We start from the raw sequence: 24,019 nt of genomic DNA on the forward strand, positions 1-24,019 counted from the left end.
GGCCCCCGCCCGCGCGGCGGGGGCCGTTCAATCCCCCCAATGGGCCATCCCGGCCCTGAACTCGGCCAGCGGCAGCGGCTTGGAAAAATAGAAGCCCTGTAGCCGGTCGCAGCCGCGCTCGGTGAGATCCCGGCGTTGCGCTTCGGTTTCAATGCCTTCGGCCACCACTTCCAGTTGCAGGTGACGGGCCATGGTGATCACGCCCTGCACTATGGCCGCACTTTGCGGATGGTCGGTAATGTCGGCGATAAAGCTGCGATCCAGCTTGATCTTCTGGATGGGCAGGGTTCTCAGGTAGCTGAGGCTGGAAAAGCCGGTGCCGAAGTCGTCGATGGCGGTAACAATGCCGAGCCGGCGCAGGCGGTGCAGGGTGGCGATGGCCTGCTCGGTGCCCGTCATCAGCACGCCCTCGGTAATTTCCAGCTCCAGCCGCCGTCCCGGTATGCCGTGCCGTTCGAGCAGGGCGCCCAGCTCTTCCACAAAACCGGCCCGGTGAAACTGCAGCGGAGAGATGTTGACCGCCACCGTCAGGTCGTCGGGCAGTTGCCGCAGGTCGCGGCAGGCCTGCTGGAGCACCCACTGGCCGAGGGGGATGATCTGCCCGGTCTGTTCGGCCAGGGGGATAAAGGCGGCGGGCGGGATCAGTCCCTTGTGGGGATGGCGCCAGCGGGCCAGGGCCTCGGCGCCGCGCATGGCCCCGGTGCGGGCGTCCACCACCGGCTGGTAGTGCAGTTCGAACTGGTTGTGCTGCAGGGCTTCCTGCAGCTCCCGGCGCAACAGGACATACTGGCCGTTGCTGCGGTTGCCGTCCCCCTCGTACCAGTGCCAGGTATTGCGCCCCTGGCGCTTGGCCTCGAACATGGCCTGGTCGGCGAAACGGATCAGATCGGCCGGGTGCCGGTGGCGGGCGGCGTGGGTGGCGATGCCGAGGCTGGCGCTCAGCTGCAGCCGGTGGCCGGGCAGCTCGAAGGGGGTGGACAGCAGGGACAGCAGCTGTTCGGCGCGGCGGATCAGTGTCTTGTCGTCGAGCCCGGGCAGCAGCAGCACGAATTCGTCGCCGCTGAGGCGGGCCAGCAGTTCGCCGGGTTCCAGCACGCTCTTGAGCCGGTTGGCCACCGCCAGGATCAGTTCGTCGCCCACATGGTGGCCCAGGTTGTCGTTGACCGGCTTGAAGTCGTCAAGGTCGATGTAACACACCGCCAGCGGGCTGTGCCGGCGGCGGCTCAGTTCATCGTCATGGGCCAGGCGGGCCTCGAACTGGCGGCGATTGGGCAGCCCGGTCAGGTAATCGTGGCCGGCGTAGTAGGCCAGTCGTTCCTCGTTTTCCTTCTGGCGGGTGATGTCCTGCTGGATTTCCACAAAATGGGTGCAATTGCCCTGCTCGTCCCGCACCGGGCTTATCACCAGCCGGTTCCAGAAGGCGGTGCCGTCCTTGCGGTAGTTGCGCACCGTGATCTGCAGTTCCTGCTGCTGGCGCAGGGCCCGTTCGATGCGGTCGGCGCTGGCCGGGTCCGGATCCGGCCCTTCGAGAAAGCGCGGATTGCGCCCCAGCACCTCCTCGCGCCGGTAGCCGGTCATGGCAAGGAAGGGGCTGTTGGCGTAGACGATGGGATGGTCGGGCTGGCCGGCATCGAGGATGACCACGCCGTTGGTACTGGCCTCTATGCCGCGCTGCAGCAGCCGCAGTTGGGATTCGTCCCGCCGGCGCCGGCCGATGTCCCGGGCAATGCCGTAGACCCCGAGTACCTGCTGGTTGACGATGATCGGCAGCTCGGTGACCTCCACCAGGCAGAATTCGCCCCCGGCCCGCACCAGGGTGATTTCGCACTGGCGCGCCCGGCCCTGGCAGACGTCGGCAAAGGCGGCCTCGGCCCGCGGCCGGTCGGCGACGGTGACCAGTTCGCCGTGGTGGCGCCCGGCCAGCTCGCCGGGGCTGAAACCGGTGAGGGCGGCAGTGCCGGGATTGGCGCTGACGAAGCGGCCGTCGAGGTCCAGCTCGAACACCGCGTCCGGATGGTGCAGGAACAGGGAGCGGTAGCGTTGCTCCTGCACCTGCAGGCTCTGCCGGTCCTGGTCGCGCATGACCGCCAGCGCCACCAGGGCGGCGGCCCGGTCGACCAGTTCGTGATCGGCCGCCCGGGGCCGGGCCGGCTGGCCGTGATAGATGGCAAAGGTGCCGAGCAGGCGGCCGTTCCGGGTCAGTACCGGGGTCGACCAGCATGCCTGCAGCCCCTCGGCGGCGGCCAGCCGGTGAAAGCCGTTCCAGCCCGGGTCTTCGGCGATATGTTCGGTGACGACCAGGCGGCGGTGGAAGGCGGCGGAGCCGCAGGTGCCGATGCCCGGCCCCACCGGTATGGCGGCCAGGGCCCGGGCGTAGTCGGCGGAAAAGCCCGCGCCGGCGGCGAAGGCGAGCTGGTGGTGGTCGGGGTGGTAGAGCATGACGCTGCAGCGGGAACCGGGCAGCTGCCCTTCGATCATGGCGGTAATGGCGGCCAGGGTCCGGGGCAGGGGGGCGTGCTGGGCAATCATGTCCTGGATGCCCTGTTGAGCTTCAAGCTGCTGCTGAAATCGGTTCATCGTAAGGGTACTGCCGCCGGAGGTCGCAAACGGGGTCAAGGGCAGTAAAGCAAAAGCCACCTGGACTGTAAATGAAATGTTTTGCCGTTGCGACCTTGGTCTGAGAAGGGCGCCGCCTTGTCGTCCCCGCACTGTCGGCTAGATTGAATGGGGGACGGCCGGCGCGTTCACGTCGGCCCAACAGTGGCATCAAAGGAGCCCAACCATGAGTAAATTGCTGGTACTTTATCATTCCATGTACGGCCATATCGAAACCATGGCCGAGGCGGTGGCCGAGGGTGCCCGGAGCGTGGCCGGAGTAGAGGTCACCGTCAAGCGGGTACCCGAAACCATGCCCGAGGAGGCCTTTCGCGCCGCCGGCGGCAAGACCGATCAGTCCGCCGAGGTGGCCAGGCCGGCGGAGCTGGCCGATTACGACGCCATCATCTTCGGAACCCCGACCCGCTTTGGCAACATGAGCGGCCAGATGCGCAACTTCCTCGATCAGACCGGCGGCCTCTGGGTCAAGGGGGCCCTGGTGGGCCGGCTGGCCAGCGTCTTCAGCTCCACCGGCACCGGCGGTGGCCAGGAAATGACCATCACCTCCACCTGGACCACCCTGGCCCACCACGGCATGATCATTGTGCCCATCGGTTATGCCACGCCGGAAGTGGCGGATATTTCCCGGGTCGGCGGCGGTACCCCCTATGGCGCCAGCACCATTGCCGGCGGCGACGGCTCGCGCCGGCCCGACGACCGGGAACTGGCCATTGCCCGTTATCAGGGAAAAACCGTGGCGACCCTGGCGCACAAGCTGTTTGACTGAAAAATCCGGCGCCCCTACAGGGTCCAGCTCAGTTGCCGCCAGCCCCGGCTGGCGGCAATGTCCGCCAGCGGCGCGGCGGCGTTGACCACCGCCGCCTCGTCCACATATTCCAGCAGCGGCAGGTCGTTGTGGGAGTCGCTGTAGCCATAGCTGAATGCGGGGCTGAGCCCCTGCCGTTCCAGCCACTGGGTCAGCCGCGTCACCTTGCCCTGCCGATAGCTGAATACTCCCCGGGCGCGACCGTTGTAGCGGCCCCGCTCCAGCTGCGCCTCTATGCCGATGGCCTGCTCCACCCCCAGGGAGAGGGCGATGGGCGCCACCAGGTATTCGGCGGTGGCGGAAATGATCAGGCAGCGGTGCCCCTGGCGGCGGTGCCAGTCCAGCGTGGCCCTGGCCTGGGGATAGACCAGGGGCGCTATCTCGTGCTCGATAAAACGGGTAACCAGCGGCGCCAGTTCGTCGGGGCGGCGGCCTTGCAGGGGCGAGAGGGTCAGGGTCATGTAGGCCTCCATGTCCATCTCGCCTTGGTAGTAGTCCGCCATCAGCCGGCGCTCCTCGGCCAGCAGGGCCTCGGATACCCGCCCCTCGCGGGCCAGGAAGGCCAGCCACAGGCTGGCGGAATCGCCGGCAATCAGGGTTTCGTCCAGGTCGAAAATCGCCAGTGCCATCAGGCCACCTCTTTCAGTTCATCACGGGGAAACAGCAGCTCCACCCGGCTGCCCACCGGCAGCAGTGCCTGCGGGCCCCGGTTGAGGGTATCCACTTCCAGGGTGGCATGCTCCAGCCGTACCCGATAGCGGATCACATTGCCCAGCAGCCGGTGCTGCTCCACCTCGGCGGGCAGCGGGGCCGACATGGCCGGGCCATAGTCCCGCCCGGGCTCGCGGATGTAGATGGCCTCGGGACGGATCGCCAGTTTGCCCGCTATGTGCAGCCCGAACAAGGCCTGTGCCTGGGCCGGACCGAGCAGGTTGTAGCTGCCCATAAAGCCGGCCACGAAGTCGCTGGCCGGGCGGGTGTAAACCGCCTCGGCGGTGTCGGCCTGCACTATGCTGCCCTGGTTCATCACGAAGATGCGATCGGACAGGGTCAGCGCTTCTTCCTGATCGTGGGTGACGAAGACGGTGGTCAGCCCGAGCTGCTGCTGGATGGCGCGGATCTGCTCGCGCAGCCGTTTGCGGATGGGGGCGTCGAGGGCAGAGAGCGGCTCGTCCAGCAGCAGGATACGCGGGCGCACCACCAGTGCCCGGGCCAGGGCGACGCGCTGGCGCTGGCCGCCCGAGAGCCGGGCCGGATGATGGTGCTCGCGGCCGGTCAGGCCCACCAGCTCCACCGACTCCGCCACCCGGCGGGCGATCTCGGCCTTGTCCAGTTTCTGCATGCGCAGCCCGAAGGCGATATTGCCGGCCACCGTAAGGTTGGGGAAGAGGGCGTAGCTCTGGAACACCATGCCGATGCCCCGCTGCTGGGGTTTGAGCCAGGTGATGTCTTCCCCCGCTACCCGGATCCGGCCGGTGTCGGGGGGGATCAGCCCCGCCAGGCTGCGCAGCAGGGTGGACTTGCCGCAGCCCGAGGGGCCGAGCAGGGTGATGAATTCCCCCTGGCGGATATCGAAGCTGATATCGCTGAACACGGGGGTGTCGCCAAAGGATTTGGCGAGGCGGGCAACTTCCAGATAAAACATCAGGCTCTCCGGGATTGCAGGCGCAGGGCCAGCCAGGTGGCGGCGCCGATAAACAGGAAATAGGACATCACCATGGCGCTGGTAAAGTGGCCGCTGTTGGTGCGCTGGCTGTACAGGTAGACCTGCAGGGTTTCGAAGCGGGTGCCCACCAGCATGTTGGCGAACACGAACTCCCCGAACAAAAAGGAAAAGGCCAGGAACAGGGCGCTGAGCAGGCCGTTTTTGATGTTGGGCAGCACTACCTGCAAAAAGGCGCGGGTGGTGCCGGCCCCCAGCAGGTGGGCGGCGTCCATCAGATCGCGCAGGTTCACCGCTTCCAGGTTGTTGGCCAGGGACCGGTACATAAAGGGCAGGCCCAGGGTGAAATAGCAGCACACCAGTATCCAGGGGGTGCCCACCAGCGGCAGGGGGCCGCCGGCGTAGAGCTGCAGCAGGCCCACCGACGACACCACGGGCGGCACCGCGAAGGGCAGCAGCACCAGCAGGTTCATCAGCCCCTTGAGCCGGGGAAAATAGTAGAACACCACGAACAGGGTGGGCAGGATCAACGCCAGGCTCAATGCCAGGGCGGCGGCGCACACCAGCAGGGAGCGGCCGAAGGCGGCGAGGAAACGGCCGTCGGACCAGAGCCTCTGGTACCAGTCCAGGGTAAAGCCCCGGGGCAGGATCTGCGCGCCCCACTGGGCGGAGAGGGAATACACCAGGGTGATGAGGATGGGGGTGGCGAGCAGCGCCACCAGGGTCCAGACCGTGAGCCGGGCGGGCAAGGGGGGCTTATTCATGGCGACTCCGGGCGATCAGCCATTGGTTGACGGCGGTCACCAGCACCAGCAGGGCCATCAGCAGCAGCGACAGGGCGGCCGCCAGTTGTGGCTCGAGGAAGATATCCCCCGCTACCAGGCCGGCGATCTGGATGGTGACCAGGTTGTAGTTGCTGGTCATCAGCGCATAGGTGCTGGCGTAGGCGCCGAGGGCGTTGGCCAGCAGTATGATAAAGGTACCGAGCAGGGCCGGGCTCAGCACCGGCAGCGCCACCCTGAGCCAGTAGTGCAGCGGGCCGGCCCCGAGCAGGGCGGCGGCCTCGCGCCAGTCGGCCTTGATGGCGTCGAAGGCCGGGTAGAGCAGCAGCACCGCCAGGGGGATCTGGAAATAGGTGTAGAGCAGGATAAGGCCGGCCCGGGAGTACAGGTGGAACTGTTCGATCAGGCCCAGCTCCCGCAGCAGCAGGGTGGCGGCGCCGTTCATGCCCAGCAGCACGATAAAGGCGAACGCCAGGGGCACGCCGGAGAAGTTGCTGGCCATGGTGGTGAAGGCCACCACGGCGTCCCGCAGCCGGCCGGGCACCTGGCGCAGCGCCGCCGTGCCCGCCAGGGCGATGCCCAGCCCGAGCAGGCTGGACCAGAAGGCCAGGTCCAGGCTGTTGGCGAAGGACTGGCGGTAGAAGGGCGAGCCCAGGATCTCGCGGAAGTTGGCCAGGCTCCAGTCGCCGCCGGCCTGGAAGCTGTGGATCAGCACCCAGGCCATGGGGGCGAGCTGGAACAGCCCGAACGCCAGGGCGAAGGGCAGCACCAGGGCGAGCGGCAGCAAGCGGCGCCAGGAAGCGGGTTTGGCCGACGTCGACGCCGTCACCTCACCAGTCTGGCTGTCAGCCTGGCGGGCGCGGCCAAAGGGCCAACTCCGCCGACACGCCGCAAGCACATCCCTGTGGGCTCGCACATGCCATCCATGGCATGTGACGGTCGGCGGAGCCGTTCCCTTTGTCCGCTCATCGGACGCTGAGGTGCTTGGCGGAAATTCCGCTACGTTTTTATCGGCATCCCGCAAGTTGCCGGAAATAGCTTGTTCATTCATTTCAGTAACTCTCCGCAGACCGGCTTGTCGTGCGCAAGGCCCAGCAGGCTGGCGAGGGTGCCGCACAGTTCGAGCTGGCGGGGGCGGGCGTGGCGGTCGTGACTGAAGGCGTCGCCCAGCACGAACAGCGGCACTTCCCGTTCCTCGGGCAGGGTGCCGCTGTGGCTGTGGTCCCGGTTCATGCCGTGGTCGCTGGTCACCAGCACCTGGTAGCCCTCGGCCAGCCAGCCCGGCAGGTAGTCCGCCAGCCAGAGGTCGAGGCGGCGGGCGCTGTTGCGGTACTGGCTGGAGTCCAGGCCGTGCTTGTGGCCGGCGTCGTCCACGTTCATCGGGTGGACCAGCAAAAAGTGCGGATCAAAGCGCCGGCGCAGCCATTCGGCGTCCAGCAGCAGGTGGCAGTCCGGGTAGTCGTCCCTGTGGTAGAACACCCCGTACTGGATGGCCAGGCGTTCGTCCTGGGTGAAGCGATCCCGCACCGCCTGGTAGGGGGCGCGGTTGTACAGCTCGCTCAGCCAGTGGTAGGCCGCCGCCGCCGTGGTCAGGCCGGCGGCGCGGGCCAGGGTGAAGATGCTCTGCTCGCGGCTGGTGCGCACCACCTGGTTGTGCACCACGCCGTGGTCCACCGGCCGGGTGCCGGTGAGGATGGTCTCGTACAGGGGGCGGGACACCGCCGGCAGCTCGCACTGCAGCTTGTAGCCGGTTGCCCGTCCCGCCTCGCACAGGCCAAGCAGGTAGCCCAGGCTGTGCTGGGCTACCTCATGGGCCAGACCGTCGATAAGGACCAGTATGACCTTGCGCATGCTTACCTCTGCTGATGCATCAGCACTTCGCTCTGCCACTGGCGCGGCAGCCGCTTGGTGCTCTGTTCCCAGGCCTCGAAGTCGGCGATGGGGCGGGCCTTGGCGTACATGTCATTGGGCAGCAGCTGGGCCTGCACGTCGGCGGGCAGGGTCACGCTGGTGCGGATGGGGCGGGCATAGCCCCGGGCCAGGTTGATTTGGCCGGCGTCGCTCAGTATGTATTCCCGGGCCAGCTTGGCGGCGTTGGGGTGCTTGGCGTACTTGTTGATGATGGTGGCGTAGCCGGAGATCAGCGAGCCGTCGCTCGGGATCACCACGGTGAAGCGGTCGCGGTCGATCTGGTCCCGGTAGTTGAGGGCGTTGAAGTCCCACAGGATGGCCATTTCAATCTCGCCCTTTTCCAGGTTGGCGATATTGGTGTCCACCGGCGACAGCCGGCCCTGTTTGGCCAGGTCGGCGAACAGCTCCAGGGCCGGGGTGAGGTTGGACTCGTCCCCGCCGAGGGCGAAGGCGGCGGCCAGCACGGCGCTGTTGGCCTGGGCGGCCACGCCCACGTCGCCCACCGTGACCTGGTAGTCGCCGTCCCGCAGATCGGCCCAGGAGGCGGGTGCCTTGGTGACCAGCTCGTTGTTGACGATAAAGGCGATGGTGCCGGTATAGCCCAGCACCCAGTGGCCGTCCTCGTCCTTGGCCCAGGCCGGGATTTCGTCCCAGGTGCTGGGTTTGTAGGGCTGGGTCACGCCCTGCTGCAGCGCGATGGGGCCGAAGGCGGCGCCCACGTCGCCGATGTCGGCGGTGGCGTTTTCCTTCTCGGCGGCGAACTTGGCGATTTCCTGGGCCGAGCTCATGTCGGTGTCCTGGTGCTGGAGGCCGTATTGCTCGCCCAGATCCCGCCAGGTGTCTTTCCAGTTGGCCCAGGAGTCGGGCATGCCGACGCTGTTGATCCGGCCTTCGGCCCGGGCCTTGGCTTCCAGTTCGGTGAGGTCGGCGGCCTGGGCGGTGGCGCTCAGGGCCAGGGTAATCAGACTTGCGCTAAACAGGTGTTTCATCAGTTCCAATCCTCTGGACTAGGTCAGGTTCGGAACTCATGCTAGGCAGCAAATGTGACACTAAGGCGACACTTTGGTGGCAGTTAAATGCCATTTTGATGAAGTTTTGCACGATATCCCTGTCATTAGCCTGTCACGGCCCGCTGGCAGGCTGGCGTGATTCGTTACTGGACTAGGCCATGACAGTGGAGTTGCAACCCAAAACCCAGACTGCCCTCATCACCGACACCCTGCGCCGCCAGATTGCCGGCGCAACCCTGGCGCCGGGCGCCAAGCTGCCCGCCGAACGGGAACTGGCGGCCCTGTTCGAGACGACCCGTATCACCGTCAAGGAGGCGTTGTCGATACTGGAGGCGGAGGGACTGATTTACCGGGAGGAACGGCGCGGCTGGTTTGTGTCGCGCCCGCGCCTGGTCTACAACCCGGCCAGCCGCTCCCATTTTCACGCTCTGGTGGCGGCCCAGGCGCGCCGCGCCGAAACCCGGGTGCTGGCGAGCCGCTGGGTGCCGGCGCCCTGCGAGCTGGTGGCGGAAATGGAGATTGCACCCCTGAGCCGGCTGTTTCGTTTGTGCCGGGAGCGACGCATCGACGGCCGCGCCGTGCTCTATGTGGAGCACTTTCTGCGGCCCGAATGGTTTCCCGGCATAGAGCGCCAGGATCTGAGCCAGTCCCTGACCGAGCTGTACCGGCGCGAGTACGGGCTGGAGTACGGCCGTTCCCGCTTCGATATCTGCCCCACCGCGGCCCGGGGGGAAGCGGCCCGGGTGCTCAACCTGGCGCCGGGCAGTCCGGTGCTGGCGGTGACCCGCATCAATTACGACCAGCACGGCCGGCTGCTCGATTGCGACCGGGAGATCTGGCGCCACGACGCGGTGCGTATCCGCGTCGACAGCCAGCACCGGAGGGAGTAAGGGCCGGGCGCTAGAGCGGGGCGTCCTCGGCCTGGGGCAGGGCGCGCAGGCCGACGGTGGTGACGCGGTTGCCGATCATGCCCCTGACCTGCAGGCAGACGTTGTCCAGCACCAGGCCGCCGCTGTCCTTCAGATCCTCGGCCAGATCTCGGCGCAACAGCTGATCCAGGGTCAGTTGCGGCTCCACCGCCAGGTCGATGCCGTAGGAATGGCGCAAGTCCTCCACCCGGGTGCTGCCCTTGAGCCTGAGCTCGGTGTCGGGCAAATCCAGGCGCGGCGCCTCGGCCACCTGGGCGAAGACGCAGTCCACAAAAGGCCGGGTTTCGGGCTTGAGCACCACGAACAGGTGATCGCCCTGCTGCAAGCGGGTGGAGCCGCGCGGCGGAATAACGGTGGTACCGCGGGTGATCATCGCCACCACGGTATCGTCGGGCAGTGCCATCTGGGACAGTAGCCGGCCGGCGGCGCGGGGGTGCTCGCCCAGGGTGTATTCCACAATGTCGGCGTCGATGTCGCCGACGGCGGTGATCTCCAGGGTGGCGGCGGGGGCTGCCGGCGGCGGCTCGGTCAGGCCCAGCCGACGGGCCACCAGGGGCAGGGTGGAGCCTTGCAGGGTGGCGGAGATCAGCACCACGAAGAACACCACGTTGAAGATGAGATCGGCGTTGGGCAGGCCGAACATCAGCGGGAAAATCGCCAGAATGATGGGCACGGAGCCGCGCAGGCCAACCCAGGACACCAGGGCGATTTCGTTGCGGCTGAAGCGGAACAGCCGGAGCATGGGCACCACCGCCAGCGGACGGGCCACCAGGATCAGCACGGCGGCAATCAGCAGCCCCTGCCACCAAACCTCCAGCAGGGATTCGGGATAGACCAGCAGGCCGAGCACCACGAACATGGTGATCTGGCTGAGCCAGGCCAGGCCGTCGTGAAACAAAAAGGTGCCGCGCTGGAACACGAAGCGGCTGTTGCCGAGCACCACGCCGGCCAGGAAGACCGCCAGGAAGCCGCTGCCGCCAAGGTTGGCGGCGATACCGAAGGCCAGCAGGCCGCAGCTGGCGACCATCACCGGGTACAGGCCGGAGGCCACCAGCTGGATGCGGTTGATCACCCGTACCGACACCCAGCCCACCAGCAGGCCGACCACGGCGCCCAGGCCCATTTGCATCACGAACAACTGCAGCAGGCCAAGCCCGAAGGGCATGTCGTTGACCAGCACTTCCAGCAGGCCCACGGTCAGGAAGATGGCCATGGGGTCGTTTGAGGCGCTTTCTATTTCCAGGGTGGACTTCAGCCGTTTATTGATGTGGATGCCGGCGTTGCGCAGCAGGGAAAAGACCGCCGCCGCGTCGGTAGAGCCGACGATGGCGCCGAGCAGCAGGCCCTCGAGCAGGGGCAAATCGAGGATATAGGCGGCGGCCACGCCGGTGACCAGGGCGGTCACCAGCACGCCCAGGGTAGCCAGCAGCGAGGCCGGGCGCCACACCATCTTGATGGAGGACACCGGCGTTTGCAGGCCGCCGTCAAACAATATCATCGCCAGCGCCAGGGTACCCAGGGCATGGGCGGCCTGGGGGCTGTCGAAGGCGATGCCGCCGATGCCGCTTTCCCCGGCCAGCATGCCGGTCAGCAGGAACAGGACCAGCACCGGCAGCCCGAGGCGGGCCGACAGCTTGCTGGACAGAATGCCAAACAGGATCAGGATGGCGGCGAGCAGTATCAATCGGTCGATCGCGAACATGGTGTCATATCCCGTTGTTATGGTTATTACTGGGGCAGGTAAGACCATTATGTTATATCAAGCACGCCCGGCCGTGCACCGGAAAAGGCGGCCGGGACGGTGGGAAAGTGGCTTGTCCGGGCTGGCCGGCTATGGCCTAATGACCCCCTTCATTGCCGCCTGCGAGTGCCCATGACCCCGCTTTCTCCCCATGCCGCCTACCTTGACGCCCTGAATGCGGGCTTTCGTGACGACCCCGCCCAGCGCCGGGCCGTTGCCGCGCTGGAGCTGTGCCATCGCCAGCTGCAGGCGGGCGAGGCTGCCGGCGGCATTTACCTCTGGGGCCCGGTGGGCAGGGGCAAGACCTGGCTGATGGATGTGTTTTTCCGGAGCCTGAGGGTGCCGGCCCGGCGGCTGCATTTTCATCATTTTATGCGCTGGGTGCACCGCCGCCTGTTCCAGCTCACCGGCACCGAGGATCCCCTGGCCCGGCTGGCGGCGGAGCTGGCCGCCGAGGTCCGGGTGCTGTGCCTGGACGAGCTGTTCGTGAGCGATATCGGCGACGCCATGCTGCTGGGCCGCCTCTGGCAGGGGCTGTTCGCCGAGGGCCTGGTGCTGGTCACTACCTCCAACCAGCCGCCCGAGGGACTCTATGCGGAAGGCTTCAACCGGGAACGTTTCCTGCCTGCGGTGACCGCCATGGCCGAGCGGATGCAGGTGCTGTGCGTGGATGGCGGCGAGGATCACCGGCTACACCCGGGCCAGGCCCGCCGCCGCTACTGGGTGCGCTCGCCCGGTGTGCTGGCGCCCTTGTTCCGGGAGTTGGCGCCGGCGGCGGACACGGAAGAGGTGCTGGCGCTGGGGCACCGGCGGATCCCGGTGCTGGGCTGCCGGGACGGCGTGCTTTGGTGTCGCTACCAGGATCTGTGCGAGCAACCGCTGGCGGCGACCGACTTTATCCTGCTCGGCGACCGGTTCCGGCATATCCTGCTGGAAGGCCTGCCCCGGCTGGACGCGGGCACCAGGCTGCAGGCCATCGCCCGCGGCACCGAAGACGGCGCGGCCCAGGTGGCCGCCGGCGAGCGCCGGCTGCCGCCCCTGTCCCGCCAGGACGACGGCGTGCGGCGCTTTATCGCCCTGGTGGATGAATGCTACGACCGGCGGATACCGCTGTGGCTGGAAGCGGACGTGCCGCTGGACGAACTCTACCGGGACGGCGCCCTGGCCTTTCCGTTCCGCCGCACCCTGAGCCGGCTGCGGGAAATGCAGCTGGCCAGGTTTGGGCTGGCGGCAGAGAGCGGTTAAATAACGGTGCCGAACGGTAGATTGCGACCGGCTTCCGCTAAGCAGAGCCTCCGCGCGACAGCACTATTGGGAACGGTGATTTAACGTACCAGCAGCAGAATGACGGACAGGCTGACAAAGGCGGCTGCCGTGGTCAGCAGCAGGGTGCCGGCGGCAAAGCTGCGCTGGCCGTACTGGCCGCCGATGATGGGATAGATGCTCATCATCGGCATGGCGGCCATCAGGATCACCGCCAGTTGCAGCTGTGGGTCGAAGGGGGGCAGCCACCACACCATCAGTGCCACCAGCAGCGGGTGGGCGACCAGTTTGCCCACCATGACGGTGCCCATGCCGGCCAGGTTGCCCCGCACCGGGCTGCCCACCAGGGAGCCGCCGATGACGAACAGGGCCACCGCCGCCGAGGCCCGGCCCAGCAGTTCCAGGCTGGTGGCCATGGCCTGGGGCAGGGCAAGGTTGAGGGCCGAGGCCAGGATGCCGGCGGCGATGGCCAGCACCAGGGGATTGCGCAGTACTCGTGCGGGCAGGCCGAGCAGGGCCTTGCCGAAGCTGCCGCCCTGGCCGCGGTGGGCGTTGAATTCCAGCACCGCCAGGGCCAGCGGGATAATCAGCAGGTTTTCCACCAGCAGCGCCAGGGCAAAGGCGCGCGCCGGCGGCTCGCCAAACACCTGCAACAGCACCGGATAGCCGAAAAAAGCGCTGTTCGGTACCACCATACCCATGGATTTCAGCGCTCCCAGCACCGCTTCGTTGTTCAGCACCTTAAGGGTCAGTATCAGTCCCAGTATCAGCAGCAGCAGCGAACCGCCGGCATAGGCCAGCATATAGCCGGGCTCTATCACCTGGCCTACGCTCAGGCCCGACAGGGTATGGAAAATCAGCGCCGGCATGGCGAAATAGAGCACGAACCGGCCCATGCCCGGCACCGCCTCGGCCGGCATCAGTCGAAAGCGCACGGCGCCGTAGCCCAGGGCGATCAGGATAAAAATGGGGGCGGTAATGGCAATGACGGCCAGCATGGCGACTTCCTTCGGGGGAATAGGTGGTAAATCCGGCCAGAATAGCACCCTTCAGAGGGAATTCAGTTCCCGCAATTAAGGAAGGCAATTGCTGCCAGTGGGCCATCGGAATGGCTCCGGCCGGGGTAGGCTCCCGTTGGGGGTGCTCAGAATGCGCTCGGCCCCGCCTTGCTTGCTGCTCCATCGCTGCAGCCTGCCCTTAATCAGCTCGGGCAACATACGGAAGTAGTCAACAAAGTTGCTTTTGCCTGCGCCGTTGGCGCCAATCAACACATTAAGCGAGCCCAGCGGTAGCCGCTCCAGATGGCGAATGGACTTGAAACCGCTGATAGACAGATGCTTGATTGTGCTCATTTGGCTACCCGGTGGCTGTTGTATGCCTGATTATGCCCGATCTCCGCCGCTCAGGTGGTGGCCCTGTTGCTGGGATAAGTGGCAATTTAGTTGCTTTTATCTATTATGGATAATTATTGCTGATATATAAAAATGGATAAAAGCATGAGCACTGTTTATCTGCGCCCGGAACTGGCCGAACAAATGGCCAGCCAACTGCTGAACCCCGGTGTGCTGGACGAGGGGCTGCGCTCCGGGTTGTTCTTGTCCGGCATGCGTCGCACCGGCAAGACCACCTTTTTGCGCCACGATCTGATCCCGGTGCTGGAGGCCAAGGGCGCCCTGGTGATCTACGTGGATCTGTGGAGCGATACCCTGGTCAGCCCGAGCAAACTGCTGCATAACGCGCTGAAGCACACCCTGGCCGAACTGCAGTCTGCCGGCTCCGGCATGCTGCAACGGCTGAAGCAGCGTAAGGGTGCCGAAGTCAGTGTGATGGGATTTAGTTTCAGCTTCAATATCGACCATATCGGTCAGGCAGAGGGGCCGACCCTGGCCGAAGTGCTGACCAGCCTGGTCGAGCAGGCCAGGACCGATGTGGTGCTGGTGGTGGACGAAGTACAGCAGGCCATGACCACAGAAGACGGCCGGCAGATGCTGTTTGCCCTCAAGGCAGCGCGGGATGCCATCAACCCCAGGCCTGGCACCCCGGGTCATTTCCTGTTTATCGGTACCGGCTCCCATCAGGCTCAGGTCAGCGAGCTGACCGCCAAACGTAACCAGGCGTTCTCGGGAGCGGTATCCCTGTCGTTTCCCCTGCTGGATGAAGGCTATGTCTCCTTCCTGCTGGCGCGGCTTGCCGAGCAGGGGGAGGACACACTGCCATCCCTTGCCGTGGCGAATCAGGCCTTTCAGTTGCTGGGACACCGGCCGGAAGAAATGCTCAAGGCCCTGCGCCAGTTACTCAGTACCCTCAAAACCCAGGGGGGAGACCCGGATGCGCTGTTGCCGGTGATCGCCGGGACCCTGAGATCCATGGCGGCGGATATGGAACTGATGAAGCTGGAGCAACTGGGGGAGCTGGCCAAGGCTGTTTTTGCGCGTATTGCTGAACGGGACGACGGCGCCAAGGGCCTGTTTTCGGCCGATGCCGCCGCCGGCTATGCCAACCGGCTGGGGAGGGAGGTCAAGGTGGAGGAAATCCAGCCCGTGCTCAACGTGATGGTGGCGGAAAACCTGGTGATGCGCACCGGCCACGGGGTGTACTCGGTGGCCGATCCCTTTGTGCAGGAGATATGGCGGGAGCGGCTGGATATGTGGTTGTAATCACCAGGAAAAGGGGGTGGAGTATTGAAATCTTGGGTGCATGCCAGCGCTAACCCGAGGTACTTATCAGTGCCCCCTTGCGTCAGGGGGCAACCTCGAAAAATTCGAAAAGGCGCTCGGCGTAAGGCTTGGCATTGCCCACCCTGGCCCGCAAACGGGGCAGGCCGGCGCCGATAATCAGCAAGGGCAGGCGGTCTTGCGCGCAGCGGTGCAGAGCACTGAGTAAAGCCTGTAGCTCCACTTTCGGCATATCCTGCAGTTCGTCAATGTACATCAGCAGGGCCGTTTGGGCTGCTCTGGCCGCCATTCCCACCTGCTCCAGCAGAGCCGTCAAACCTCCCTCCAAGTCCCCGTTGTCGGCCAGGCCCGGCTCGGGCGCTAAATCCAGGCCTACTTCAATATCACCAAACCTGGTGTTGAGGGCGGTGGCAAAGCCCGCCAGCGCCCTAAGCCCTTGCTGGGCGGACTCCTTTACTGGACCTACCTGGATCAGCCGCAACAGGGCCTGGCGCAGTTGGGGAGCCAGCAAGGCGGGCAGGGAGCGGCTTTCCGGTGTTTCGATACGAAGGAGGTGAATGCCTGCTTTTTCGGCATCCAGCCTTAGCTGCCCCAGCAACTGGGTTTTATCTACTCTGCTCGGCTCCAGCAAAAGCATGCTCTTGGCGGGGCGCCCCAACCGCAGGCGGGCAATGGCGATGCGCACCGCTGCCCGCAGACAGACCCCGATCCGCAACGTTGCGTCCCTCTATAACCATTCTCCCCCTATAGGGTTATTTTTTAGCCACCTCGGTCAGGACCCGTAGCGCCGATTCCAACAGGGATGATGGCTTCAATTGCAGGTCGGGGTTGCCGCATTGGGGGCATCGCTCCGGCAGCCCCATGATCACGTCTCCCATGGGAGGCAGACTCTTCTTCCACCCGCATTGGCGGCAAAAAGTGGTCAGGGGAGGCAGCTTGGTCGGCATCTCGAATCCTTTTGAATAGGGCCATGGCGTAAAGTGTTTTGTTGATAAAAACCAGTTTGACATGGCAGGCGACATTCAACGTCGCCTGAAGGGCTTTGATTTGTTGCGACTATGCCAGGGGATAGCTCACCCCTATAGGTGTTTCCCCGATATGGCGACATGATTTGTCGCCCTGTCGTAGATACTGGCTTGCAAATACCGATCTTGGAATGCTCAAAAATTGATTAAACAAGCAGTTCCAACCTGCAACCCCGGCATTTTACTTTGCATTTTCATATTCGCTGGGCAGAATGCCAGTAAACAACAACTGGAATACGTGTTTTTTCCAAGCCTTGCACGCCAATCCAGATAACAAAAAAGAGAACACGCACTCCTGGCCCTCTGTTCGTGGCCAGGATAACTAATATTAATCAGACAAAAGCCTGTTAGCGTTCACTCGCCACTTTGCCCCCCACCAAGTCCATCAGCTGATTGTAGTTGGTGACGACATCGTACTTCACGTTTTCGCCCGGGCTCTGGCCACTGATTTTGTCGAAGAAACGGCGGGCGCAGTCGATCTTGCGCTCTTCTATGCCTCGTAGCTCCAGGGTAGACAGACTGCCCTTGGTCTCGGCGATGAAGTACACATGCTTCACGCTGCCTTCTTTAAAAGCGATGGCCCAGTCCGGGTTGTAGTCGCCCACCGGGGTGGGGATGAGAAAACCACGGGGCAGCTTGGCGTACACCACAACGTCAGGATTGGTATCCAGCTCGGCTACAAAGTCACGCTCTATATTGGAGTCGGTGATCACGTAATCGTAGATATGGTTTTTCAACTGGCTACCGGCCAGCGAGAAGTCTTGCCGGCTTTGGGCGGCGGTGAAAATATCCGTATCGTAGCGGTCGTCGGTTTCATCGTAAGAGAGCTTCTCGATAATCACCGAGGCCTTCTGCTCTTTGATTAGGCGGGTAGCTTCCGCCAGAAAATGCTCCGGATTCTGTTTGAACTGACTAAACACCGCAGGCTGAATTTTACTCAGAATGGCGGCAATGGTTCTGCGGGTCAGGTTGGTATCTGTGGCCAGCTTGCCCACCAGATCGTATTTAACGCCAGAATAAGCGCTGGCACTGTGATACTCGCCCTGAGTGTTGGAAAGCTCAAACCCCTGGCCCGACTTGAGCTGTTCGTCGGTCAGGTTGTCCCGTTGCACGCCGGCCTGAATGATGTACTGCAGGGGAGTAACCTTCAGCTCCTTATCGAGCACGCGAATACAGTTAGTAATCAACTCGCTGGAGTCGAAGTCCACCTTGTAAACGGCCTTTTTGTTGATCCGTGCCCAAAGCGCCTGGAATTCCTTTTTTTGGAAGTTGTCATTGAGCGGGTTGGTTTTGGGCTTACGGCCGTCACCTATATCCGGCATGGCGGCAGTGCTGAACACGCCGTCGATAAGGGTCAGGATCTGCTCTCGATAGGGCTCAAGTTCTGCCGGCAGTGGTGCCAGGCTGCCTTCGGCCTTGGCCGAATGATAGGCCGGAGTGATGGCGTCGTTATCGTCGGTATAGTCGTTTTTCAGCAGGTATCGATAAATCTGCCGGGCCATGTCGGCAGTCACTTCAACCTTGCCCTGGTCGGTGGTCATGACCTTGCCGGTAAAGTAATCCACGTCTGCCTTGCGCGGGCGGGCCGACAGGGACTCGCTGATTTCCCGTTGCAGGTTACCGACAAAGTCCTTGTAGCTTTCGCTGGCAATCACCGACAGCACATTGATGTTGTGAACGGTGGCGGGATGATCCTGGCGGTCGCCGTGCTGGTTGACGCACAGGCGCAGGCCCCGGCCCACTTCCTGACGGCGGGATATGGTGTTGTCGCTGTGCTTGAGCATGCACATCACGAACACATTGGGGTTATCCCAGCCTTCGCGCAGTGCCGAGTGAGAAAAAATAAAACGGGTGTCTTCCTCGAACGACAGCAGCTTTTCCTTGTCCTTCAGGATCAGATCATAGGCATCCACATCATCGGACAGCCCGGCGTCCTCGCCTCGGGCCTTAACGCTGGGGTCTTGCAGGCGCTTGGTTTTTTTGTCGATGGAGAAATAGCCGTTATGGGTGCGATCCGGGGTGATTTTCTCCAGATAGGCCCGGTAGGCATGGTTATCCAGCGGCAGCCCGGACAGGTACTCGTCTTTTATCTGCTGGTATTCCTGCTCAAAGATGCGGGCATATTCACCTTTATCGTCTTGTGCTTCGTAGTCCCGGTACTTGGCCACTTCGTCAATAAAGAACAGAGACAGCACCTTGATGCCTTGGGCGTGAAGCACCTGCTCTTTCTCGAAGTGCGCCCGAATGGTTTCGCGGATCTGAATGCGCCGAATGGTGCCTTCGGTCACATCGCCGGTGGCTTCACCCGCCTGCAGCACATGGCCGTTGGTAAACTCGACGGTATCGCTGTTGGCATCTATCTGGCTGACCACAAAACCACGGTACTGCTCCAGCTCATTACTCTCGTCAAACAGGTTATCGCCCAGCTTCAGCCGCTTGATCACGCGCTTGATGCCGGATCCCTGACGGACTTCCATGTCCACCCGGGCCACCGGTGCCTTTTTGGAGATCTCGATGGACTCCAGGTACAGGTAAGCAGTGGTGCCGGCCAGGCCCCTGACGGAAATGCCGCGTACGGCAATTTTCTTGACCAGCTTCTGGTTGTAGGCATCCAGCGCATCCAGCCGGTGCACCTTGTGGTGCGTGGTTTTATGGGTGGCGGAATAGCGCAGCACCATCAGCGGCTTGAACTTGGCCAGGGCGTCGAGGGTTTTCTTGCCTTCCATTTTCTGCGGTTCATCAAGAATGAGAATGGGGCGGTTGGCGCTGATCACATCGATGGGGCGGCGGGACTGAAAATCATCCAGTTCTTCGTAAATGCGGCGGTTATCCTTGCCCGAGGCGTTAAAAGCCTGAATGTTGATCACCATCACATTGATGCCGCTGTCGGACGAAAAGCTTTCCAGCTGGTGCAACTGCCGGGAGTTGTAGATAAAAAAGCGCGCCTTTTTACTGTAGCTTTCGGCAAAGTGCTCGGAGGTGATCTGCAGTGATTTGTACACCCCTTCGCGAATGGCGATGCTGGGCACCACTATGATGAACTTGGTCCAGCCATATTTCTGGTTCAGTTCAAAAATGGTCTTGATGTAGCAATAGGTCTTGCCGGTGCCGGTTTCCATTTCGATATCCAGGTTGATATCGGAGCCGGGATGATAGCTGGCCGGCAGCGTCTTGCCGGTATGATCCTGATAGACCTTGAGCCCGGGAGAGAGCGGCAGGTTCTGGCTGCTTTGTACCTGGTGAATGTTTTCCAGCAACTGCTGTTCGCTCAGCACCAGGTCGGCGTTTTTGAAGCCATCCTGATCGGACATGTTCCAGCCGGCCTGGCCGTGTTTGTTGGTGGATACACCGGGGTCGATACGGTAGTTCACGTTTGAACTGAGCGGCTGGCCCACAAAGCAGTCCACCACCGAGGCCACCGCCTGGGTCTGATAGGGTTGAACCTTGAATTTCAGCTTCATGCCTGACCTCCGACCAGGGTTTCAAAATGGTTTATCCAGCGATGGAACAGCGGGCACTGCTCCCGCATGCGGGCAATGCCAATCTGTTGGGCAATGCTGATGCCCTGGGTGGTTTTGGCAAACTTGCCGGTGACAGACCAGTTATTTAAGCGCTTGGACGGGGCGGTTTGCGGGCTGTTGTTAATGGCCTCTGGCTCGCCGCAACCCTTGACCACGGCGGCCACCTCCGGCTCGGCCACTCCCAGCGCCCGGGCCAGAATGGCCGGCTCGCTGAACAGCAGGGCCTCAAACTCGTGCAGGGCCACAAAGGGCACAAAGCGGCGTTCGGCCTGCTGGGCGGAAAACAACTCTGACACCAGCTTGGCAGTGGCCTTGTTCAGGCACTCGGCAATGTCTGCCGGTCTGGCCTGGGGGGTGACAGCATCCAGCCCCGGCCATTCCCGCAAGCCGTAATAATCCACAAAGGTGGTGACATAGGTATCTGGGCGTTGCTTGAGGTGGGCTTCCAGATCACGGCGCACCCGCTCAAAGCGTACATCCCCGCCTTTTTGGCCGGGCTTGGATACCTGAGTAGCGCGCATAAAAATCATTTGATTGGCGAGATAGGGGGCCAGCACCGACTCAATAAAGATCTGCTCGGTCTTGCCCTCGACAATGACGACCACCTCGATGTAATCACTCATACACCGGGCCTCCGGCGATCACGTTCTTGATCCAGAGTTCGCCCAGCGAGTAGCTTTCCAGCCAGCTGGCGTAGTCCTGTTCGTTCAGGCGCTCAAAGGTGGAAGCGCCGTCCTGGCGTTTGACCACCACTATGTCTTCTACCGCAAATTGATCGAGCAGGGCCGGCGATTGGGTGGCCACAATCACCTGAGTGCGGGTGGCGGCTTGCTGAATCAGCTCCGCCAGGATCACAATGGCCGCCGGATGCAGGCCCAGCTCGGGCTCGTCGATAATAATGGTGGCGGGCGGATCCGGCTGCAGCAGGGCGGTGGCCAGGCAAATAAAACGAATGGAGCCATCGGAAAGGTGATAGGGCTGCATGGGGTAGTCGGAGCCCTTTTGCCGCCAGCTGATGTTGACCTCTTCCTTGGCTCCACTGGTTCTGGGCTGCAGAATAAAGTCGTCAAAAAAGGGCGTGACCAGGCGCACGGCATCCACAATGGCTTGATAGTCGCTGGTGTGGTTAGCCTTCAAATTAAGCAAAAAAGGACCGATATTGGCAGCATCGGTACGCAGCACTCGATTATCCTGCACGATCTCGTATTTGCGCATGGCGGCGGTGCTGCTGGTATCGTGAAAGTGATAAATCTGCCAGGAGGCAATGGCTTCAAAGACCGGACGGGAGTATTTGGCATCGGATGTGTTTTGCTCAACTTCCGCCACCATTCTGGACTTGCCATCGTCGCTGTCGCCCAGCAGCCACCAGCCGTTTTGGCTATGGCTGTAGTAGCGGGCTTCGTCTTCAATGGCGCAGCCGTCACTGGGAGTGGGCACCAGGTTAAAGCGAAAGCCCCGGCTGCCAAAGCGGGTTTCAAAGGTCATTTTCTGGGTGACCTTGTTGCCGTTGAACAGCAAATCAGTGGCTCCGCCGTTGTCGCGTACATAGCGGTTAAGGGTGCCGTCCATCAGGGCGCGCAGCATTTTAAAAAACGACAGCATGTTGCTTTTGCCGGCCCCGTTGGCCCCCACAATCACGTTAAGCGGGCGCAGTTCAAAGTCGTTCAGCTCGCGAATGGACTTGAAGCCACTGATGCTCAGCTTGTCTAAGGCACTTTTCATCACGACTCCTTAAATAGCCCGCACGTCGGTGCCGGGGGCCAGTTGCTTGAACATTTGCTCGGCGTTGATTTTAAGGCTGTCGGTGGCAAAGCCGTCATCCCGGAACACCACCCGCAGCGGGGCTTGCTCGGCCAGGGCCTTGAGCAGATCTTCGGTGATATTGCGGTCAAAACAGGCAACAAGGGCACCATCGTCCACGGTGTAGACGGTTTTGCTGCACAGAGAGTCTTTGCGAATGGGTAGTGTCAGGTCGATGCCCCAGTCCAGCAATACCTGGAACAGCAGGTCCTCTTCGGTGCGGTCCGGCTTGATATTGTCCACCAGCAGATCCAGGTTGCCCTGACTGAGTGCATCGGGGGAGTAGTAGATATCTGCCATATTGCTGGTATCGACCTTGAGCACGCGAAAGCCCAGATCCTGCTGATCCGCGTTTGGTTGTTCGCGCAACTCCGCCGCTACATTGCGAATTCGGGTCAGGCCCATCTCGAAAATGGAGCCCATGCCGGGTTCCGGCTTGGGCAGCGGCTCGGGGATCTGCACCCCAATAAAGCGGCGGTTGCCGCCGTCTTCGCTGTTTTGCTTTAGCACCGCATGGGCGCTGGTGGCGCTGCCGCTGAAGAAGTCCAGTACGATCTCATTGTCCTGAGGGTTGGTAGCCAGTTGTAACACTCGCTGGATCAGCTCGACCGGTTTAACTGAATTAAAGACGTTTTCGGTATGCTGAAAGGGAACATACTTTAGCAGTGTTTTTTTGGCGTCCTGAGTGTGCCCCACTTCCTTATAAAACCAGAGGGTTTGGGGTGTACGACCGGAAGAGACTTCGGACAGAAAGCGCTTTACCGCAGGAACATTATTGCCATCCTCTCCCCACCAAATTCTGTTATCCGCATTAAGCTCTTTAAACTTTTTTTCACTGAAACGCCAGTACATGCCTCTGGGAGGACCTTCAATCACTCTTCCTGAAGGACATGCAATGGAATAAATTCCTGCATCGTAGCGATTTCTCGCCGAAAGATCGGCTGACTTCCAAGGCCCCCTGGGATCGTTATCCGGGTTTTTATAGCGGGCTTCCATTTCCGGTGTTCTGGGCAAGGGGTTGGGACGCCATGCTTTCTTGTTGCGAGCGTAAACCAGCACATAGTCGTGATCTTCGGAAAACCAGTAAGCGGTGTTTTTGGGGGAGTAGACCTTTTGCCAAATCACCTGAGTGACAAAGTTGTCTTCTCCAAAGGTTTCGTTACATGCCTTTCTCAGGTTATCGACTTCGTTGTCATCGATGGAGATAAAGATAACGCCATCGTCTTTTAACAGATTGCGGGCAAGACGCAGGCGCGCATAAATCATGCTGAGCCAGTCGGAATGAAAGCGGCCATTGGCTTCGGTGTTGGCATTGAGCCGGGCACCGGACTCATCGGTCTGGTTGGAGCGCTTCAGGTAGTCACTGCTGGCTTCACTGTAGTCATCGTCATAAATGAAGTCCCGGCCTGTGTTGTAGGGGGGGTCTATGTAGATCAGTTTGACCTTGCCCAGATAGGTCTCCTGCAGCAGTTTTAATGCATCCAGGTTATCCCCTTCAATAAAGAGGTTCTGGGTGGTGTCGAAGTTAACACTGTCTTCCCGGCAGGGGCGCAGGGTCTTGGCGATGGGGGCATTGGCGGTCAGTAGTGCCTGGCGCTTACCGGGCCAGTTGAGGTGGTAGCGTTCCTGAGGGCCTTCCACGATGGAGCCGGACAACTCCTGCTTGAGCAGATCAAAGTCCACCGCCAGATGCAGGCTGTCGTCCGGGGTGCGGGACTCGGTGACGCAGTTGGGAAACAGCGCCCGAATTTTTTCAATGTTCTGCTGAGACATGTCGGGGCTGTGCATCTTCAGTTTGTCCATTTCTCATCCACTTTTATAGGCTGTAGTTATCTTGCATCAAGGCTCGGGGGGCTTCAGGATGCGCCGGCTCCCTCGGTCTGGCTCAGGGTGCTCTGTTCGTGTTGCAGGGCCTTAAGCTCTCGGTGAAGCTCGACCTTCCGTTTGAATTGTTTTTCAGTGCCGATTTTTTTACGCAGCGCGGCCATCTGCTTGTCCAGCTTGCGCAGGCGGCCCAGCCGGACAATGGCCTCGTCCATGCTCTCGCCAGCGATGGCCGGAATGGGCAGCAGGCTAACCAGCAGGGCCTGATAAAGCCGCTCGATGTTAATGGCGGCGGGCAGGGCGCTGCGGGGCGCGGTTGCCGGAATCCAGCCTGAATCCAGGTATTCCGAACGTACCCAGCTGGCGGCATCGGCGGCGCTTTTGCGCTTGTAGGCCGCCAGATAACGCAGCTGCTGCCGGTCTTCCCCCAGAGTACGCTGCAACTCAAAAATAA

The 24,019-nt window shown here is 62.4% G+C and carries 21 protein-coding genes; 4 read left to right on the top strand and 17 right to left on the bottom strand.

What is annotated here, in order from left to right:
• Positions 1 to 27: 27 nt before the first annotated feature.
• A complete protein-coding gene (locus C7I36_RS06200; protein ID WP_106452848.1) occupies positions 28 to 2,577 on the bottom strand; it encodes a bifunctional diguanylate cyclase/phosphodiesterase in 2,550 nt (849 codons plus the stop codon).
• Positions 2,578 to 2,782: 205 nt separating this feature from the next.
• Here C7I36_RS06200 and wrbA point away from each other — a divergent pair, with 205 nt between their 5' ends.
• Positions 2,783 to 3,382, top strand: a complete 600-nt coding sequence (wrbA, locus tag C7I36_RS06205) for an NAD(P)H:quinone oxidoreductase (RefSeq protein ID WP_106452849.1) — start codon at positions 2,783 to 2,785, stop codon at positions 3,380 to 3,382.
• A gap of 14 nt (positions 3,383 to 3,396) precedes the next feature.
• On the opposite strand, the gene C7I36_RS06210 is transcribed toward wrbA, so the two are convergent.
• The 6 genes from C7I36_RS06210 to C7I36_RS06235 all read right to left on the bottom strand — a co-directional run bounded on the left by C7I36_RS06210 (position 3,397) and on the right by C7I36_RS06235 (position 8,766).
• Entirely contained in the window at positions 3,397 to 4,050 is a 654-nt protein-coding gene (locus C7I36_RS06210) for an HAD family hydrolase (protein WP_106452850.1), read from the bottom strand.
• Positions 4,050 to 5,066: an ABC transporter ATP-binding protein gene (locus C7I36_RS06215; protein ID WP_106452851.1), complete on the bottom strand. Its 1,017-nt coding sequence runs from the start codon at positions 5,064 to 5,066 to the stop codon at positions 4,050 to 4,052. Before C7I36_RS06215 ends, C7I36_RS06210 begins: the two co-directional genes overlap by 1 nt.
• Positions 5,066 to 5,848, bottom strand: coding sequence for an ABC transporter permease (locus tag C7I36_RS06220; protein WP_106452852.1), 783 nt, complete (start codon positions 5,846 to 5,848; stop codon positions 5,066 to 5,068). The genes C7I36_RS06215 and C7I36_RS06220 overlap by 1 nt, the downstream gene beginning before the upstream one ends.
• The gene (locus C7I36_RS06225; protein WP_106452853.1) at positions 5,841 to 6,695 is read right to left on the bottom strand and encodes an ABC transporter permease; all 855 of its coding nucleotides are present in this window, start codon (positions 6,693 to 6,695) and stop codon (positions 5,841 to 5,843) included. Before C7I36_RS06225 ends, C7I36_RS06220 begins: the two co-directional genes overlap by 8 nt.
• Before the next feature lie 218 nt (positions 6,696 to 6,913).
• The gene (locus C7I36_RS06230; RefSeq protein ID WP_106452854.1) at positions 6,914 to 7,717 is read right to left on the bottom strand and encodes an alkaline phosphatase family protein; all 804 of its coding nucleotides are present in this window, start codon (positions 7,715 to 7,717) and stop codon (positions 6,914 to 6,916) included.
• 2 nt (positions 7,718 to 7,719) lie between these two features.
• Positions 7,720 to 8,766: an ABC transporter substrate-binding protein gene (locus tag C7I36_RS06235; RefSeq protein WP_106452855.1), complete on the bottom strand. Its 1,047-nt coding sequence runs from the start codon at positions 8,764 to 8,766 to the stop codon at positions 7,720 to 7,722.
• A 179-nt stretch (positions 8,767 to 8,945) separates the two neighbouring features.
• On the opposite strand from C7I36_RS06235, the gene C7I36_RS06240 reads away from it, so the two are divergent.
• Positions 8,946 to 9,677: a UTRA domain-containing protein gene (locus C7I36_RS06240; RefSeq protein WP_106452856.1), complete on the top strand. Its 732-nt coding sequence runs from the start codon at positions 8,946 to 8,948 to the stop codon at positions 9,675 to 9,677.
• Between the two features lie 10 nt (positions 9,678 to 9,687).
• Here C7I36_RS06240 and C7I36_RS06245 read toward each other — a convergent pair whose 3' ends face one another.
• Positions 9,688 to 11,418, bottom strand: coding sequence for a potassium/proton antiporter (locus C7I36_RS06245; protein WP_106452857.1), 1,731 nt, complete (start codon positions 11,416 to 11,418; stop codon positions 9,688 to 9,690).
• Positions 11,419 to 11,589: 171 nt separating this feature from the next.
• On the opposite strand from C7I36_RS06245, the gene zapE reads away from it, so the two are divergent.
• Positions 11,590 to 12,702 (top strand): cell division protein ZapE, encoded by a 1,113-nt coding sequence (zapE, locus tag C7I36_RS06250; protein WP_106452858.1) that lies wholly within the window; start codon positions 11,590 to 11,592, stop codon positions 12,700 to 12,702.
• A gap of 80 nt (positions 12,703 to 12,782) precedes the next feature.
• Here zapE and C7I36_RS06255 read toward each other — a convergent pair whose 3' ends face one another.
• Together C7I36_RS06255 and C7I36_RS06260 are read right to left on the bottom strand one after the other, a co-directional pair.
• The gene (locus tag C7I36_RS06255; protein ID WP_106452859.1) at positions 12,783 to 13,718 is read right to left on the bottom strand and encodes an AEC family transporter; all 936 of its coding nucleotides are present in this window, start codon (positions 13,716 to 13,718) and stop codon (positions 12,783 to 12,785) included.
• Positions 13,719 to 13,793: 75 nt separating this feature from the next.
• Positions 13,794 to 14,072: an AAA family ATPase gene (locus C7I36_RS06260; protein ID WP_219899603.1), complete on the bottom strand. Its 279-nt coding sequence runs from the start codon at positions 14,070 to 14,072 to the stop codon at positions 13,794 to 13,796.
• Positions 14,073 to 14,216: 144 nt separating this feature from the next.
• On the opposite strand from C7I36_RS06260, the gene C7I36_RS06265 reads away from it, so the two are divergent.
• Positions 14,217 to 15,377, top strand: coding sequence for an AAA family ATPase (locus C7I36_RS06265; protein WP_106452860.1), 1,161 nt, complete (start codon positions 14,217 to 14,219; stop codon positions 15,375 to 15,377).
• Positions 15,378 to 15,459: 82 nt separating this feature from the next.
• Here C7I36_RS06265 and C7I36_RS06270 read toward each other — a convergent pair whose 3' ends face one another.
• From C7I36_RS06270 to C7I36_RS17855, 7 genes are all read right to left on the bottom strand, one after another.
• Positions 15,460 to 16,110, bottom strand: coding sequence for an AAA family ATPase (locus C7I36_RS06270; protein WP_106452861.1), 651 nt, complete (start codon positions 16,108 to 16,110; stop codon positions 15,460 to 15,462).
• 37 nt (positions 16,111 to 16,147) lie between these two features.
• Positions 16,148 to 16,342 (bottom strand): hypothetical protein, encoded by a 195-nt coding sequence (locus C7I36_RS06275; protein WP_106452862.1) that lies wholly within the window; start codon positions 16,340 to 16,342, stop codon positions 16,148 to 16,150.
• A 425-nt stretch (positions 16,343 to 16,767) separates the two neighbouring features.
• A complete protein-coding gene (locus C7I36_RS06280; RefSeq protein ID WP_106452863.1) occupies positions 16,768 to 19,881 on the bottom strand; it encodes a type III restriction-modification system endonuclease in 3,114 nt (1,037 codons plus the stop codon).
• Positions 19,878 to 20,564, bottom strand: coding sequence for a DUF4276 family protein (locus C7I36_RS06285; RefSeq protein ID WP_106452864.1), 687 nt, complete (start codon positions 20,562 to 20,564; stop codon positions 19,878 to 19,880). The genes C7I36_RS06280 and C7I36_RS06285 overlap by 4 nt, the downstream gene beginning before the upstream one ends.
• Positions 20,557 to 21,663 carry an AAA family ATPase gene (locus C7I36_RS06290; RefSeq protein WP_106452865.1) on the bottom strand — a complete coding sequence of 369 codons (1,107 nt, stop codon included), beginning with the start codon at positions 21,661 to 21,663 and terminating at the stop codon, positions 20,557 to 20,559. Before C7I36_RS06290 ends, C7I36_RS06285 begins: the two co-directional genes overlap by 8 nt.
• Before the next feature lie 9 nt (positions 21,664 to 21,672).
• A complete protein-coding gene (locus C7I36_RS06295; RefSeq protein ID WP_106452866.1) occupies positions 21,673 to 23,544 on the bottom strand; it encodes a site-specific DNA-methyltransferase in 1,872 nt (623 codons plus the stop codon).
• Positions 23,545 to 23,597: 53 nt separating this feature from the next.
• Entirely contained in the window at positions 23,598 to 24,008 is a 411-nt protein-coding gene (locus C7I36_RS17855; RefSeq protein WP_181256305.1) for a DUF4391 domain-containing protein, read from the bottom strand.
• Between the last annotated feature and the right edge of the window lie 11 nt (positions 24,009 to 24,019).

The sequence above is a fragment of the Zobellella taiwanensis genome (genome assembly GCF_003012795.1).
Lineage (GTDB): Bacteria > Pseudomonadota > Gammaproteobacteria > Enterobacterales > Aeromonadaceae > Oceanimonas > Oceanimonas taiwanensis.